General features: G+C 65.7%; 19 protein-coding genes. 5 read left to right on the forward strand and 14 right to left on the reverse strand.

Going from position 1 to position 14,368, the window contains the following annotated elements; all coding sequences use genetic code 11:
* The first annotated feature begins 8 nt into the window (after positions 1-8).
* On the forward strand, positions 9-971 hold the full coding sequence (locus tag BMZ79_RS28355) for an acetylxylan esterase (protein ID WP_090647143.1): 963 nt from the start codon (positions 9-11) through the stop codon (positions 969-971).
* Between the two features lie 129 nt (positions 972-1,100).
* Here the strand turns inward: BMZ79_RS28355 and BMZ79_RS28360 are convergent, their stop codons facing one another.
* Together BMZ79_RS28360 and BMZ79_RS28365 are read right to left on the reverse strand one after the other, a co-directional pair.
* The gene (locus BMZ79_RS28360) at positions 1,101-1,958 is read right to left on the reverse strand and encodes an alpha/beta fold hydrolase (protein ID WP_090647146.1); all 858 of its coding nucleotides are present in this window, start codon (positions 1,956-1,958) and stop codon (positions 1,101-1,103) included.
* A gap of 301 nt (positions 1,959-2,259) precedes the next feature.
* Positions 2,260-3,246, reverse strand: coding sequence for an MBL fold metallo-hydrolase (locus tag BMZ79_RS28365; protein ID WP_090647149.1), 987 nt, complete (start codon positions 3,244-3,246; stop codon positions 2,260-2,262).
* Between the two features lie 211 nt (positions 3,247-3,457).
* On the opposite strand from BMZ79_RS28365, the gene BMZ79_RS28370 reads away from it, so the two are divergent.
* Positions 3,458-4,228 (forward strand): exodeoxyribonuclease III, encoded by a 771-nt coding sequence (locus tag BMZ79_RS28370; RefSeq protein ID WP_090647151.1) that lies wholly within the window; start codon positions 3,458-3,460, stop codon positions 4,226-4,228.
* A gap of 137 nt (positions 4,229-4,365) precedes the next feature.
* On the opposite strand, the gene BMZ79_RS28375 is transcribed toward BMZ79_RS28370, so the two are convergent.
* Both BMZ79_RS28375 and BMZ79_RS28380 read right to left on the reverse strand, forming a co-directional pair.
* Positions 4,366-5,025 (reverse strand): HD domain-containing protein, encoded by a 660-nt coding sequence (locus BMZ79_RS28375; protein ID WP_090647154.1) that lies wholly within the window; start codon positions 5,023-5,025, stop codon positions 4,366-4,368.
* Between the two features lie 104 nt (positions 5,026-5,129).
* Entirely contained in the window at positions 5,130-5,630 is a 501-nt protein-coding gene (locus BMZ79_RS28380; protein WP_090647157.1) for a CYTH domain-containing protein, read from the reverse strand.
* Positions 5,631-5,810: 180 nt separating this feature from the next.
* Between BMZ79_RS28380 and BMZ79_RS28385 the strand changes: the two genes are divergently transcribed.
* On the forward strand, positions 5,811-6,515 hold the full coding sequence (locus tag BMZ79_RS28385) for a hypothetical protein (RefSeq protein ID WP_143089141.1): 705 nt from the start codon (positions 5,811-5,813) through the stop codon (positions 6,513-6,515).
* Between the two features lie 116 nt (positions 6,516-6,631).
* Here the strand turns inward: BMZ79_RS28385 and BMZ79_RS34545 are convergent, their stop codons facing one another.
* The 8 genes from BMZ79_RS34545 to BMZ79_RS28420 form a co-directional block, all read right to left on the reverse strand.
* Complete coding sequence (locus BMZ79_RS34545; RefSeq protein WP_256253193.1) at positions 6,632-6,772, reverse strand: tyrosine-protein phosphatase; 141 nt, start codon at positions 6,770-6,772, stop codon at positions 6,632-6,634.
* Positions 6,773-6,819: 47 nt separating this feature from the next.
* Positions 6,820-7,290 carry a tyrosine-protein phosphatase gene (locus BMZ79_RS34550; RefSeq protein WP_177222391.1) on the reverse strand — a complete coding sequence of 157 codons (471 nt, stop codon included), beginning with the start codon at positions 7,288-7,290 and terminating at the stop codon, positions 6,820-6,822.
* Between the two features lie 125 nt (positions 7,291-7,415).
* Positions 7,416-7,811: a VOC family protein gene (locus BMZ79_RS28395; RefSeq protein ID WP_090647164.1), complete on the reverse strand. Its 396-nt coding sequence runs from the start codon at positions 7,809-7,811 to the stop codon at positions 7,416-7,418.
* Between the two features lie 160 nt (positions 7,812-7,971).
* Positions 7,972-8,358, reverse strand: coding sequence for an ankyrin repeat domain-containing protein (locus BMZ79_RS28400; RefSeq protein WP_090647167.1), 387 nt, complete (start codon positions 8,356-8,358; stop codon positions 7,972-7,974).
* Positions 8,359-8,372: 14 nt separating this feature from the next.
* On the reverse strand, positions 8,373-9,242 hold the full coding sequence (locus tag BMZ79_RS28405) for an ankyrin repeat domain-containing protein (protein WP_090647170.1): 870 nt from the start codon (positions 9,240-9,242) through the stop codon (positions 8,373-8,375).
* Between the two features lie 311 nt (positions 9,243-9,553).
* The gene (locus BMZ79_RS28410) at positions 9,554-9,985 is read right to left on the reverse strand and encodes a universal stress protein (RefSeq protein ID WP_090647172.1); all 432 of its coding nucleotides are present in this window, start codon (positions 9,983-9,985) and stop codon (positions 9,554-9,556) included.
* A gap of 233 nt (positions 9,986-10,218) precedes the next feature.
* Complete coding sequence (locus BMZ79_RS28415) at positions 10,219-10,695, reverse strand: DinB family protein (protein ID WP_177222392.1); 477 nt, start codon at positions 10,693-10,695, stop codon at positions 10,219-10,221.
* A gap of 261 nt (positions 10,696-10,956) precedes the next feature.
* A complete protein-coding gene (locus BMZ79_RS28420) occupies positions 10,957-11,409 on the reverse strand; it encodes an SRPBCC family protein (RefSeq protein WP_090647176.1) in 453 nt (150 codons plus the stop codon).
* Positions 11,410-11,550: 141 nt separating this feature from the next.
* Here BMZ79_RS28420 and BMZ79_RS28425 point away from each other — a divergent pair, with 141 nt between their 5' ends.
* Positions 11,551-12,390 (forward strand): helix-turn-helix transcriptional regulator, encoded by an 840-nt coding sequence (locus tag BMZ79_RS28425; protein ID WP_090647178.1) that lies wholly within the window; start codon positions 11,551-11,553, stop codon positions 12,388-12,390.
* Positions 12,391-12,519: 129 nt separating this feature from the next.
* Here BMZ79_RS28425 and BMZ79_RS28430 read toward each other — a convergent pair whose 3' ends face one another.
* Together BMZ79_RS28430 and BMZ79_RS28435 are read right to left on the reverse strand one after the other, a co-directional pair.
* Positions 12,520-13,194, reverse strand: coding sequence for a DUF2306 domain-containing protein (locus BMZ79_RS28430; protein ID WP_090647180.1), 675 nt, complete (start codon positions 13,192-13,194; stop codon positions 12,520-12,522).
* Between the two features lie 207 nt (positions 13,195-13,401).
* Positions 13,402-13,680 (reverse strand): DUF2277 domain-containing protein, encoded by a 279-nt coding sequence (locus BMZ79_RS28435; protein WP_090647469.1) that lies wholly within the window; start codon positions 13,678-13,680, stop codon positions 13,402-13,404.
* 220 nt (positions 13,681-13,900) lie between these two features.
* Here BMZ79_RS28435 and BMZ79_RS28440 point away from each other — a divergent pair, with 220 nt between their 5' ends.
* A complete protein-coding gene (locus BMZ79_RS28440; protein ID WP_256253196.1) occupies positions 13,901-14,368 on the forward strand; it encodes a MarR family winged helix-turn-helix transcriptional regulator in 468 nt (155 codons plus the stop codon).

The raw sequence follows: 14,368 nt of genomic DNA on the forward strand, positions 1-14,368 counted from the left end.
ACGAACCGATGAATGATGCCATCGCGCGCCGCAAGCGCGAGCTGGAGCTGTACCACGCGCCGGCGACGATCGATCCCGCGGAGCTGAACGCCTTCTGGAGCGCGGCGCTGGACGCCGACGCGAACCGTCCGCTCGGCGCGCGCCGCGAACGGACGGATTCCCCGTTCCCCGGCGTAGCGGTCGACCGGCTGACGTACGACGGCTACGACGATACGCCGATTCACGCGTGGTTCATGGCGCCGGAGGCGCCCCCGGGCGATGGCGGCGGGCTGCCGTGCGTCGTCGCGTTCCCCGGCTACACCGTCGACCGCGGCTACCCCGAACGGCACGCCGCCTGGCTGCTGCAGGGCTACGCGGTGCTGGCCGTGGACGTCCGCGGCCAAGGCGGCGAGACCGGCAACCGGATGCCGCTGCGCTCCGGTGCCGTCAAAGGCTGGGTGTCCGGCAACGTGCTGGAACCGGAGGGCTCGTACTACCACGCGATCGCGCTGGACGCGGCGCGCGCCGTGGACGCCGCCGCGGCGCAGCCGGAGGTCGACGCCGGCAGGGTGGCGGCCGTGGGCGGCAGCCAGGGCGGCGGGCTCGCGCTGCTGGCGGCGGCGCTCAATCCGAAGGCGGCCGCGGTCGTCGCGGATATTCCGAACCAGTGCCATATGGACTATGGCGTGCTGCATTCCGCCAGCTCCCTGACCGAGGTCGCCCAGTACCTGAAGCGTTACCCGGAGCGGCTCGGGACCGTGCTGCGGACGCTCGCCCATTTCGACCTGCTGAACCTCGCCCCGCGGATCCAGGCGCCCGTCCTGATGTCCGTCGGCTGGAAGGATCCCGTCTGCATGCCCGAGACGGTCTATGCGGTCTACAACCGGATCGAAGCGGACAAAACGATCGTCGACTACCCGTTCAGCGGCCACGAAGTAAGCGAAGCGCAAGCTCGGATCGGCATGGAATTCCTCCGCGCGCGCTTTCGTTAAAATGCTGCCACTAACAAGCGGCATTCGGTCTATTCCGCCGCGCGATCATGCAACGAATCGCAGGCAAGGACATCGCGAAGAACCTCGGAAATTCGACCGCGCGCGGCGGATTTCCGAGGTTCTCTTCGTTTAACGGGGCGGCTCGGCGGCTTCCGCGCCGAAGAACGTCTTCAGCCGCCTCGCGATCGCCCGCTGGCCGAGCAGCTCCGGCGCGTTATGCCCCCGTCCGCCGAGGACGTGCAGACGCGCGTCCGGAATCGCGGCGGCGGCCGCGCGGGCGCCGGTCAGCATGAAGTCCGGGCTGCGGCCGCCGGCCATGACGAGCGTCTCGGCCCGGATCGCCGCATAGCCGCCGCACGTGGAGTCGAGCCGGAACGTCTCTTCCATCTCGCGAATCAGCGTCGGGAGCTTGTCCCGAAGCTTGCGCCCTTCCCAGAAGTACAGCGTCGGCAGGAGCAGCAGCTCCAGCAGCCAGGCGGGAAGCCGGCAGATCGGCTGGGAGGTGCCGACCCCTTTCAAGAACCGCACGAAGGCGCGCAGCTCCCGGCCCTCCGCCATGGCCCGCTTGTACCCGGGCATCCAGCCGGACGGAAAGCTGCCCCGCACGGAGACCGCCGGCTCGTAGACCGCGAGCCGCGCGACCGCGCCGGGATTCGTCCGCGCCAGCTCGAGCGCGATCAATCCCCCGTAGCTGTGCCCGAACAGCAGGGACGATCCCGTCGCCCGGAGCACCGCCAGGACGTCCTCGCATTCCCGGTCCATACCGTACCGGTCGCCCTGCGGCCCGCTGTACCGGCGGCCGCGGCGGTCGAGATTGTACACGGTGAACGCGTCCGCGAGTACCGCGGCCAGCTTCTCGAATTCGTGGCCGGAGACGAAAGCCCCGTGCACGAGAACGAGGCCGGGCCCGCGGCCGAGCCGGCGGTAGCCGATGCGCGTGCCGTCCGCCGAGACGGCGTGATGCAGGGTGTAGCCATCTTTGTTCATGCAGACGCTCCTGTTCCGCCGCGGCCGTCGTTGGTTCCGGGCGGCTGTTTTTGCGTTTCGCCCCCACCCATCCGCCTGCCAAAATGTACCGTCCGGTTAGTATCGGATTTCCGCGCCGCGAGTATGCAATCCGGCTGCGGCTTGCACGCGGCGCGCGCCGTACGAAAACAAGCCGGACGCTCCCGCGGGAACGTCCGGCTTTCTGCGATTCATAGGCTCATTGACGTTCTTTCGACTACGTTCCCGCAATCGCGTTCGGCTAGTCGCGATCTTTCATGCCGCCTGCGTCGCGCGAGCGGCGCTACCGCCACTCCCGCCACCAAGGCGTCTGCGGATAGCCGTCCTCGGCGGCTTCGACGATCTCCCCGATCCGGGGCGTGGCGATGCGCACGCCATGGGCGCGGGCGGCGGCGAGCACGCGCTCGGCCGGGTCGTCCCAAGCGTGGAAGCCGAGCGTGAACGCCGCCCAATGCACCGGCACGAGCAGCCCGCCGCGCACGTCCAGATGCGCCTGCACCGTCTGCTCCGGCAGCATGTGAATGTTCGCCCAGCGCTCGTCGTACTGTCCGCATTCCATCAAGGTCAGATCGAACGGGCCGTAGCGTTCCCCGATGGCCTTGAAATGCGGCGCATAGCCGCTGTCCCCGCTGAAGAAGAACCTGCCGCGCGCGCCGATGACGACCCAGGAGCACCAGAGCGAGCCGTTGCGGTCCAACAGCCCCCTGCCCGAGAAATGCCGCGCCGGCGTGCAGGCGAGCCGAAGCCCCGCGACCTCGAGCTCCTCCCACCAGCCGTGCTCCGTGACCTGCTCCGGCGGGACGCCCCACTTCACCAGCAGGCCTCGCACGCCGAGCGGCACGACGAAACGGTTCGTTTTGTCCCGCAGCTTGCGGATGGACGCTTTGTCGAGATGGTCGAAATGGTTGTGCGAGAGCACGATGGCGTCCAGCCGAGGGAAGTCCTCCGGCTCGAGCGGCAGCGCGCCGCTGTACCGGCGGCCGCCGAAGATCGGCACGGGCGACGGCGACGGCGAGAACATCGGGTCGAACAGCAGCCGCCGGCCCTCCAGCTCCAGCACGAACGCCGAATGCCCGAACCACGCGGCGCGAATCCCCTCCGGCCGCGCCCGCTCAGGCAGCGACAGCGGCACGACCGGAATCGGCCGCGCCGGCTGGCGCCGCGGATCCCGCTTGAATTGATCCCGCAGCATCGTGCCGATCGACCGCAGGTTCATGCCCATCGCCGTCGGCACCAAATTTTCGTACTTCGTTCCCCGCTTCCCCGCCATGCCGCCCCATCCCCTTCTCAGCCCCGTAATGCCTGTTGGAAGATAGTATAGAAGAACGGGATCGGCGAAGTCAAAAAAACGGCGCCGGGCTCCTGCCGCCGGCGGCCGCTCCGCGCGGGAGGCGCGACACTCCCGGCGATCCGGACAGGTTGACACCTCCGCCGCTTCGCGGGTACAGTAGACCCAACATGGAGTGGAGGAGCTGTACCGCATGAAGCTGGTGTCTTGGAACGTCAACGGGCTGCGAGCCTGCGTGACCAAAGGATTCATGGATTATTTCGAACGGGTGGACGCGGATATCTTTTGCGTGCAGGAGACGAAGCTGCAGGAGGGCCAAATCCAGCTGGAGCACGGCGAGGCGTACAAGACCTATTGGAACTACGCCGAGAAGAAGGGCTATTCCGGCACGGCGGTGTTCACGAAGGCCGAGCCGCTCTCCGTCCGCTACGGCATGGAAGAGGATTACGAGCCGGAGGGCCGGCTGCTGACGCTGGAGTTCGAAGCGTTCTACCTCGTCAACGTCTATACGCCGAACGCCAAGCGCGACCTGGCGCGGCTGGACTACCGGCTGGAATGGGAGGACCGCTTCCGGCGCTACCTGCTGGAGCTGGACGCCAAGAAGCCCGTCATCGTCTGCGGCGACTTGAACGTGGCGCACGAGGAGATCGACCTGAAGCATCCGAAGCCGAATATGGGCAACTCCGGGTTCACGCTGGAGGAACGCGGCAAAATGACCGACCTGCTCGCGGCCGGCTTCGTCGATTCCTTCCGGCACTTCTATCCGGACCGCGCCGACGTCTACTCCTGGTGGTCGTACATGCCGAAGGTGCGCGAGCGGAACGTGGGGTGGCGCATCGACTACTTCCTCGTCTCCGGGCGGCTCGTCCCCTCCCTGACCGGCGCGGAGATCCATTGCGAGGTCATGGGCAGCGACCACTGCCCCGTCGTGCTGGAGCTGGAGCTGGACGAGCAGGCGCAATAAATACGAGTAACGTCCAAAAAGGCTTGCCGCCCGCGAACGGATGCGTTCGCGGGACCGGCAAGCCTTTTTCGTCCTTGCAAGAAGCTTCGATTGGCGCCCCGGGAGCCGTACCGGCCGCGGCATAACCGGCGTCCGGCTTACTCCCCGATCCCGTCCCACTCCGACATGAACCGCTCCACGTACGCCGCCATGTAGGCATGCCGCTCTTCGGCGATGGCCTTCGCGGACGGCGTGTTGATGCGGTCCTTCAGCTTCAGCAGCTTCTCGTGAAAATGGTTGATCGCCGTGCTCTTCCCATTGCGGTATTCCTCGGGCGTCATCGACTCGCGCGGCGGCAGCGCCGGATCGTAGATCGGACTGCCTTTCCAGCCCGCGTACACGAAGGCGCGCGCGACGGCGATCGCGCCGATCGCGTCGAGACGGTCGGCGTCCTGCACGACCTGCCCTTCGAGCGTCCGCATCGGCGGATTCGCGCCGCCGTTGTAGGACATGTTCGCGATGATCTCGACCACGTGCGCGCGATCCTCTTCGCGGGCCGGCTGGCCGGCGAGCCAGTCCTCGACCTTGCGCATCCCGCTTTCCTTGGAGTCGTTCAGCTTCTCGTCCGCCACGTCGTGCAATAGCGCCGCGAGCGCGCAGACGAAGACGTCCGCCCCTTCGCGCCCGGCCAAATGCCGCGCCATGCGGACGACGCGGTGGATATGCCACCAGTCGTGGCCGGTGACGTCCCCGCCCAGCTCGGCGCGGGCATAGGCCTCCGCGGCTTCGAGCACGCGGTCTTGTTCCGTCGTTGTCATGGCTGCCCGCGTCCTTTCGTCTTCGGCCGAAGGGCTGTGCCCTTCGCCATGTTTATCGGCTTCGCATTGAGCCCCGCGGCCGTTTGACGGCAGGCGTCCGCGCGCTAACGGCCGCGGTTCTGAAGATCCCGCCATACCTTCTTGTTGCTGTACTGCCGCTCGGAGCTGATGTCCTTGCCGAACCAATCCGGCGGCGCGAACGCGGTCGCCGCCTCAAGCGAATCGAATTCCGCCTCGAGCACGGTCAGCCGGATCTGATCGTACCGGTCGATCTCCACCTTCCGGCCGTTCCACTCCGCCGTGATGCGGTCCTTCGTCAGCGGCACGAGGCCGCGCCCTTCGGTCAGCTGCCCGTAAATGCCCGCCGTGATCCCGTATTCGATCTCTTCCCGGGACAAGCCGTTGCCGTTCTTGAACGTGTGCGTATGCGTCACTTCGCCGGTCGCCGCGTCCACGATCCGCCGCACGCGCACCTCCTGCGTCTCGTCGATCGCGAGGTACGTCTGCTCGATCCGCTGCGTCGTGAGGATGCGGATGACCCCGTCCTCCGCCAGCCGCTCCGGCTCCGCCGCGAGCAAAAATTTCCGTTCGATTTCCAATGCCATGCCGCGCAGCTCCTTATGCCAAAATCACACTGCTCCCATTATACCACCACGCCGGGGCCGGACAACAACAGCGCGGCCGCTTCGGCTCCGCGGCCTGCACGCCATTCCCCGCTTTCGTTGGCATGTACCCCGCCCGGGCGGCATATGCTGTCTTGAAGAACATGGAAACGGGGGATGGGGATGAACCAGAATGTGCACCACGCGGTCTCGATTGTCCGGTCGTTCATACCGTACGGCGGCGAGCTGGCGCTGCTGACGCGGCATGCCAACATGCCGGCGGTCTTGTTCGCCGACATCGACTACGACTTCCAGGTGGAGCTCATCGCGCTGTACCGCTATCAAGGCGAGCAAAATTTGATCGTGCTGAAGAATAACGGCGGTCAATGGCATATGTTCGCGCACGCGAACGGCAAAGGCGCCTACGTCGCGGACATGGCGGCGGCGCCCGTCGCCCGGACCGGGCAGAACAGTCTGCTGATCGGCTGGGAATACGAGGACGGCCGGGTGGAGCTGGATATTTTGCAATGGACGGGGGCCGGTCTCTCGCGGCTCGTGCCGGACGGCTTCGTCTACGACTGGTTGGAGATCGAGGATATGCCGGCGGCGCACGGGCCGGACGGCAAATGCGAGCTGGCGCTCTGGCTGCAGGACTCGGAGCAGTCGTACCGCATCGAAGCCTACCGCCTGGAAGAAGGCGGCCTCGTGCCGGCCGTCGACGCGTATCCGTATTACTTCGGCAAGGTCGCGTACTATTACGAGCAGCTCGCCGCGCAGCAGCCCGAAGTGCCGCTCTATCGGAGCGTGCTGGACGAAGCGCTGCAGAAGACGAACGTCGCGGACCTCGTCGCCGGGGCGCCGCCGGCCGTGCAAGAACCGTCAAGCTGACGGACGACGAAACGGGAGACCCCCATACGGAGGTCTCCCGTTTCGTTTTTCGTTTGTCATGCTTCGTTTTTCGGCCGGCCTCCGGGGCGGGCAGCGCCGAAAAGCCGGGCTTTCCTCTACTCCAGGTACATCGCCATCAGCTTCGCGCGTTCCGCTTTGGTCACTCCGAGGCCTTTCTCGATGAAGCCGTCAATGGAGCCGTACTTCGCTTTCATCTCGTCGATCGCGGCATGCAGGAACTCCTTCCGCACGCCCATCAGCGCCGTCAAGGCCCCGATGACGCTCGGATCCTGGATCTGCTTCTTCAGGCCGTGCGGTGCTGCACGAGCGCCATGTTGGCCGGGTCGTTCAGCAGCTCCATCAGCTGCGCGTAGAATTTTGGGTCGTCCACCATTTGCTTGTTGAAGCCCGCCATCATTTGCACCGCGGATTCTTCGTCCTTCATCATACCGGAAGCGATCATCGCGTTCAGGTCCGCCGCGCCGCCCGCATTGCCCGCGTCGGTGCGCACGTAATCGGCGCCCGCCAGCACCGGGTCCGGCATCGCCTTCGCTTCGGCGTCCGTCCGGTAGTCGACGTCCGTCTTGATGCCCATGCGCCGGACGTAGCGGAGGTCGGCCGCCGCCAAGCGGCCAAGCTCTTCCGCGCGGTACAGCTTGCCCCATTTGACGGTATGGCCGTCCGTCGTCTTGTAGCCGCCGAGGTCGCGGAAGTTGAACGCGCCCTGCAGGTTGACCTTGCGCTCCGCCGTCGCGATCGCGTCCCCGTTCCACAAGATCGGATAATGAACGCTTGTTCGGATCCGAGTAGATGCATGCCAAAAAGGAGGCCTCGAAGAGGGCCCCCTTTTGGCACTCGCCCGCGTCCGTGCTGCGCTCGGATGCACATCCTGCCTGCCGGTTATTCGGTTTGCGCCGCCGGAACGCTCAGCTGCCACGAGACGCCGAACCGGTCCTGCACCCAGCCGAACAGCGTACTGCCCGGGATCGGGCCGAGCGGCATCAGCGCCTGGCCCCCGTCCTCCAGCTTCCCGAACGCGCCGCGCAGCTCCTCCTCCGTCTCGCACGCCACGAACAGCGACATCGCCGGCGTGAACGGATGCTCGATGCCGAGCATGTTGTCGATCGCCATGAATGGCTGCCCCCTCAGCGTAAATGCCGCGTGCAGCACCTTGCCGTTCGGCTGCCGGCGGATATGGAGGATCTCGGACCCTCCGAACAGGGAGGTGTAGAAGTTCATGGCTTCCTCCGCCCGTCCGTTGAACATGAAGAACGTCGAAATCGTTTGCTCCTGCATGGCTCGCTTCCTTCCTCTCGCTAAATGGACAAAACCTCCATCATACTCGGCCCCGGGGGCGTTTTCCTATACGTTAACAAAGCCATTCCGCGGCCGCATCGGCATCGGGCAGCCGCGGGGCGACTCTCCTGCCGCTCCCGCCGCTGCGGGCGCAGGGCCTTCATTGCAGAAAGGCGACCACGGAACCGGCTTCCTCGCCGCCCGCCTGCGCGTGCGCGATCAGCGGGATGCCGTGGGGGCCGATCGCGTCCTTCCGCGCAGGATCGTCCGCCAGCAGCGCCTTCACGATCTCCAGCTTGCCCAGCATGGCGGCGGCGAAGAGGTCGAGACGCGCGCCCTTGTCGAGCAGGTACAGCGCGATATCCCGCCTGCCCATGTGCGCGGCCGCGCCGAGCGCGGTCTCCCAATCGCCGCCGCCCCAATCCCACGCCGCGTTCAGCAGCCCGGGCTCCTGCTCCAGCAGCTCCTTGACGCGGTCCAAATCGCCGTGCGCGCTGCCCACGAACGATTGGACAAGCTCCGGCGCGATGCTCGGTTTCGCTTCCATGTGCATCTTCTCCCTTACTGGTTGAATTCGCCTTGCAACAGCCTCGCCGTTTCCGGATGTTCCCGCAAAACGGCTACCTCGGCGGCCGTCCGGCCGTCGGCGGTCCGCGCGCCGCGGTCGGCGCCCGCTTCCAACAGCAGCGGGATCATCGCGTCGCGGCCGAAGTACGCGGCCACGTGCAGCGCGGCAAAGCCCGGCCGCCACTTGCCCGCGCAGACGGCGTTCACGTCCGCTCCCCGGCCCAGCAGCAGCCGGACGAGTTGCGGATAGTTACCCGCAATCGCCGCATGAATCGCCATGTTGTCCAAATTCCCGTCGCGGCTGCGCTGGTCGACGTACGCGCCCCGTTCCAGCAGGTACGCCGCCGTCTCCTCCGAGCCGAAATGCGCCGCAAGCCCAAGGAGCGTATACCCGTCGGGACTATAGCTGCCGAGCAAGCCGGGCTCCCGCTCCAGCCATTCCGCGACCCGCTGCGTGCTGCCCACGGCCGCGGCCTCGTACACGCCGAGCTCCGCGCCGTGCTCGAGCAGCAGCTCCTTGACGGACGCGGACCGGTAATAGGCGGCCATCAAGATCGCCGTCTCGCCGCTTTCGCCGCGCGCGTTCGCGAGCGAAGGATCCCGGCGCAGCAGCTCGGACACTTTGTCCGTCCTGCCGGTCTTGACCGCCTCGATCATCTCGCCGCGCAGCCGCTTCACTTGATCCGCCAGCTCCCGCGCCTTGCGGAGCAGTTCCGCGGAGGCGCCGATGCCGGCGCCGATCAGCTGCGTCGCGGCCCGCGACCGGTTCGATTCCAGTCCGGACTCGACGAGCAGATCGACCGCTGCGAGCGCCGCCTCGTCCAGCCGGACGGATACCACGACGCTTTTCTTCTTCGAAGGCATGGTTGTTCTCCTGTCTTTTCTCTTGCATCATGTTGTAATTTTAATTACAAAATTACGATAACATAGAATTCCTGCTTTTTGCATAAGCGATTTAGCGCTGCTCCCCGCTTGCCGCCTAGGATCCCGCTCACCGAACAACGTTAGTCGTCTAATCGCGTGCTTGGAAGCGGCCGCCGGGCATGCGCGGCTCGCGATCGTAATCGCTCGTCACCGCCTCGCCCCGCACGCAAAAACGGCCCGCCAGGCGCGGCGGCAAGCCGGCTGACGGACCGTTCCGGTCGCCCGCGGCGAAGCGCGGGCGGTTGGCTGCGTTACTTGATCACGAGCAAGGGCACGTCCGTATGCTGCAGGACGTAATGGCTGACGCTGCCCATGACGAACTCGCGCAGCGGCCCGAAGCCGCGGTTGCCCACGATGATCAGGTCGTTGTCATGCTGCTTGGCGTACCGGACGATCGTCTCGCCGGGGCTGCCTTCGAGCAGCACCGAGGTCGCGTTCGGAATCGAAGCGATCTGCGCCTCCGCCTGCTTCAGCTGCTCCTGCGCTTCCAGAAACTGCTCGCGCTGGATCGAAGCCGGCACGGCCACGACCGAGTCGGCCACGGCGACCGCGGCCACGCTGTAGACGTAGAGAACCGTCAGTTTGGATTCCGGGTAATGCCGGACCATATCCATCGCTTTATCCAGCGCCTTTACGGAAGGCATGCCTCCGTCGTATGCCACGAGAATGTTGTGAAAACTCATCGCGAACCCCTCCTTCGAGCTATCGGGACTTAACGCACTGCCCACTGTTCATTACCCGCCCGCGCGCAAAACGAAACCGTTCCGCCCCGAACCGCCGAGGCGCGCATACGGGGATGGACACTTCTCGCGGCGGCCGGCCGCCGGCCAAATCGGACGCAGCCGGTTGCCGCCGCGAAGCGCCCGGACCGGCGCTCCCGGAACGCCGAGCCGAGGCTGCGAAAAAACCGCCGTCCCTACAGGGACAGCAGCTTCCGGTAATTGCGGATCGTGCTCAGATGCATCGCCTCGTGGTAGAGGTTGAAGCTGAAGAACTGCTCCAGCGTCTCGAGATGCATGCCCGCCGACGTCGTGTACGGCGAGACGACGGGCTGCCGGATGCCTTCCCCGAACGTCAGGCGGATGCGTTCGATCTGGCCACCGAGCCGTTCCTCCAGCTCCCGCAGCGTCGGCCACGCTGCGTCCGCCGGCGCCGTAAGCGGCGACGTGCCGTATTCGAACAGCGCCGTCCAGCCGGCGGGCGCCTGGAGCGGCAGCTCCGTGTATTTGTGCGCGTACCGGTCCAAGACGACGTAGATATGGCCCAAATGCCAGCGGATATGATTGCGGAATCCTTCGGGAACGACGTCCGCTTGCGCCTCCGTCACGCCCTCCATCAGCTTCAGCGTCTGCGCGCGCACGAAAGCGAGCTGACCGTATACGTAATGCTCCATCTTCTCCACCACTCCTTTGGTCCGGAGCCGCCTTGCCCGCCGCGTGCCGACGGGCTTCGCATAAGCGGCCCCTGCTGTCCCATCAGTATAAAGGCCGACTGCGGGAGCCGTAAACCGAAGAATCGGCAAAGCCGGAGCTTCGCGTTCGGTGCTGAAGCCGGCAAGCATGCGAAGAGCCAAGGCCCGCCGCGATTGCGGCACTGCCCTGGCTAGCGGAAGATGCAGCGGGACATCCGTCCGGCAGGCGGGCGGGAGCGCCGTCTACCAGCCGAAATCCAGCGTTTTGCCCGTCTCGGCGTACGTCTTGACGTTGCTCAGAATCATCGGCCAGCTCTGCTTCGTATTCGCGTAGGACGGGTGTCCCTCCGGCCACAGGTCGTTGACGAGCGTCAGCTTCACCGTTTCGCCGACGGGTTCCAGCGTCAGCGCGACGCGCGTCTCCAGCGCCTCGTGATTGTCCCGGTACGACGGGCCGGGATGTTCCAGATAGCTCATCCGCTTATTCGCTTCGTAGTCGACGACGGTGCCGTAGACGTGAACCGTCCGGTCCCCGTCGTTGCCGGGGCCGACGTACGCGAAGGGCGAGCCGGGCTCGAACGTCGTCTCCAGCACGCAGCCGAAGAAGATCGCTTTCGTGCCTTCCGGCGATACGAGCGCGCGCCAGACGTCCTCCGGCTTCGCCCCGATATACAGCTCGTACTTCAACTCTTCCATTCCAATGCGCCTCCAAACTTGTCCGCAATGACTACCGTTTTTTATTGCACGCCCGGCATCATGGTGCTAGTCTCGAGTATAGCGCTTCAATCTCGGCCGGTATTGTAAAAACGCGACAGCGCTCGCGGAAGGAGGCATCGCATGAACGATTGGGACAATTCCGGCGGCCGATCGGACCGCGGCATCCTGAAGGCGGATCTGGCCCGGCAAAAGTTCGCGCTGCGGCGCATCGACCCGTCTCCCGTCCTCGCGCCGTATATCGAGCATTACTGGATCGTGCGCTGGGACTTGCGGGGTCAGGCCCCCTACTCCCAGACGGTACTGTCCTATCCCAGCGTCAACGTCGCGTTCGAGCGCGAAGGGGACGGCCGCTTCGCCGGCGTGTACGGCGTGCCGACGCGGACGTTCGTCCGCCGGCTGCGGAAGGAAGGCGACGTGCTCGGCATCAAATTCCGCCCGGGCGGCTTCTATCCGTTCTGGCGGCGGCCGGCGGCGCTGTTGACCGGCCGCGCCGTGCCGTGGACGGAGCTGTTCGGCGAGGCGGCGCGGGACGCGGAGGCGCGGCTGTTCGCCGCGGACGCGGACGAAGAACGGGTGCGGCTGGCGGAAGCCTTCTTCGGCTCGCGCCTCCCGGCGCCGGACGACGACGAAGCCGTTCGCCTCGTCGGGGACATCGTGCGGGAGGTCATCGGCAACCGGGAGCTCGCCAAGGTCGAGGACCTCGTCGAACGGTTCGCCTTGAACAAACGGGCGCTGCAGCGCCTCTTCGGCCGCTACGTCGGCGTCGGCCCGAAATGGATCATCCAGCGGTACCGGCTGCAGGAAGCGGCCGAGCGGATCGAACGCGAGCGCGGCGCGCCGGACTGGCCGCGCCTGGCGCAGGACCTCGGTTTCTACGACCAGGCCCACTTCATCAAGAGCTTCAAGGCGCTGATCGGCAAGTCGCCGGAAGAATACGGCCGGGAGCTCGGCCTCCCTTAAAGCGCTTGACGCGCGGGCGGGCGCCCGCCCGCGAAGAAGGGCTGCGGCCGGCTGCTTCGTGCAGCTGCGGACGCAGCCCTTCTTGGCGCTGCGGCGCGCCCGGCCGGAGAGCCCCCGGCCGCATGAACATCACGGCGTCGGCTCGATCGCGGCCGGCTTGCGGAAGAACAGCCGGGCGGCGAGATCCCCCGCCGCGAGCAGCAGCGCGATGCCGCCGTAGACGCCGATGCGGTACGCTTCCTCGTAGGAGAGGCTCGTCCAGCGGTCGAGCGCGTAGGCCAGCGAATGGACGGCCGCGTTCGTGAAGCAGAACGCGTAGCTGCGCGCCATCCACCGCCGGTGGCGTTCGACGCGCTTCTTGCGGATCGCGAGAATCCCGAGCACGGTAAAGGCCGGCCACGCGATGTTGAGCATATTGAACGCGAAGCTGACCGCCTCGCCGCCCGTCGCGTTCGGCGCCATGTAGCCGGAGCTTAAGGAAACCGCGAGCACGGAGATCAGGTAGGCGTATCCGTTGCCCCGATGGAACCGGCGCGCGCGGCGAACGACCCAGGGCGAGAAGTTGACCGCCCCCGTCAGCAGGGCGAGGCAGGCGAAGCCCAGGTGAATCCGCATCACGGGCAGCCAGACGGGCAGATTGACGAGATCGGCGGGATTCGTCTTATGACGCAAAAATCCGGCGGCCTCCGGGTCCTGAAGCACGTTCTTGTAGATCGCGTACGCGATGAACGCGGCCGCGACGGCCAGCAGCAAATAATAAGGAAACTTGGTTTTCGGCGTTCGAGCAGGCGTTCGATTAGACATTCGTTTATTGGGAACCTCGCAAGATGAATTGGGAACGCGCGGCGATCGCGGGCTCCGAAGCCCAGTATACCGCCGCAAGCGGGGCGATTGAAAGCCGGCCGCGCTGCCGGCTCCCAACTCCAAAAAGGCCTTGTCCACTCGGACCGCGGCGGCGGACCCGAACCGGCACAAGGCTGTTTGTCATGCCAAGGCGGCCGACCGGCGAAGTCAGCCTTCTTTCGGGCCGAACCGCTTGACGGAGCGGATGCGCGCCCGTTCGATCTCCGCCTCGCGGCTGCGCTGCGGGCTGTTCGTCACGAGCGAGGACAGCAGCTTCTCCGCGGCCGCGGTCACCTCGTCGACGGCCTGCCGGAAGGCTTCCTCGTTCGCCTTGGAGGGCTGGTTGAAGCCCGACAGCTTCCGCACGAACTGCAGCGAGGCCGCCTTGATTTCGTCTTCCGTCGCGGGCGGGTCGAAGTTGAACAACGTTTTGATATTCCGGCACATGCGCGTCACCATCCGATTCGTTGAATTTTGCCCCCATCATAGCATACGTTCACAATTTTTGGAATTCTTTGATCCGCGCCCGGTCGGGCTCCGTTCGAGGATGAACCGCGTGCTGACGGAGGATACTAACCGCAGCTTAGACAAATTGCAGCCTGGATTGGCATAAACTTTTTATATGTCTCGATTGACATATTGACTAAACGGGTGGATAATAGTTCGCATGCGAAATATTCAGCGGAAGGAGTTTTTCATGGAGGAGCGGATCTTGCGCATCTTCGAAAGCTACCGCGAGGTCAATCAGTCGTTCTTCCAGCTGATGACCAAAGCGGCAAGCAAGCATAAATTAAGCGCGCCTCAGCTCATCGTCCTTCGCGTGCTGCACGAACAGCCCGCCCTCCGCCTGTCGGAGCTGGCCGACAAGCTCTTTCTCGGCAACAGCACGACGAGCGGCATCGTCGACCGGATGGTCAAGGCGGGCCTCGTGGAGCGGGAACGCACCCCGTCCGACCGGCGGGCGATGACGCTGACCTTGACCGGGCAGGGCGAGGCGCTCTGGCGCGAAACGGAAGCCACCCGGCTGCACATGATGCGGTCGCTGCTGGAGCTGTCGGAAGCCGACCAGCGCGAGCTCGACCGGCTCCAGCGCGAAGTACTGCGTCTTTTACGAAAATCCAGGGAGGAAGCTTAG

Origin of the sequence: Paenibacillus sp. UNC496MF (assembly GCF_900113915.1) — a bacterium.
GTDB lineage: Bacteria > Bacillota > Bacilli > Paenibacillales > Paenibacillaceae > Paenibacillus_Z > Paenibacillus_Z artemisiicola.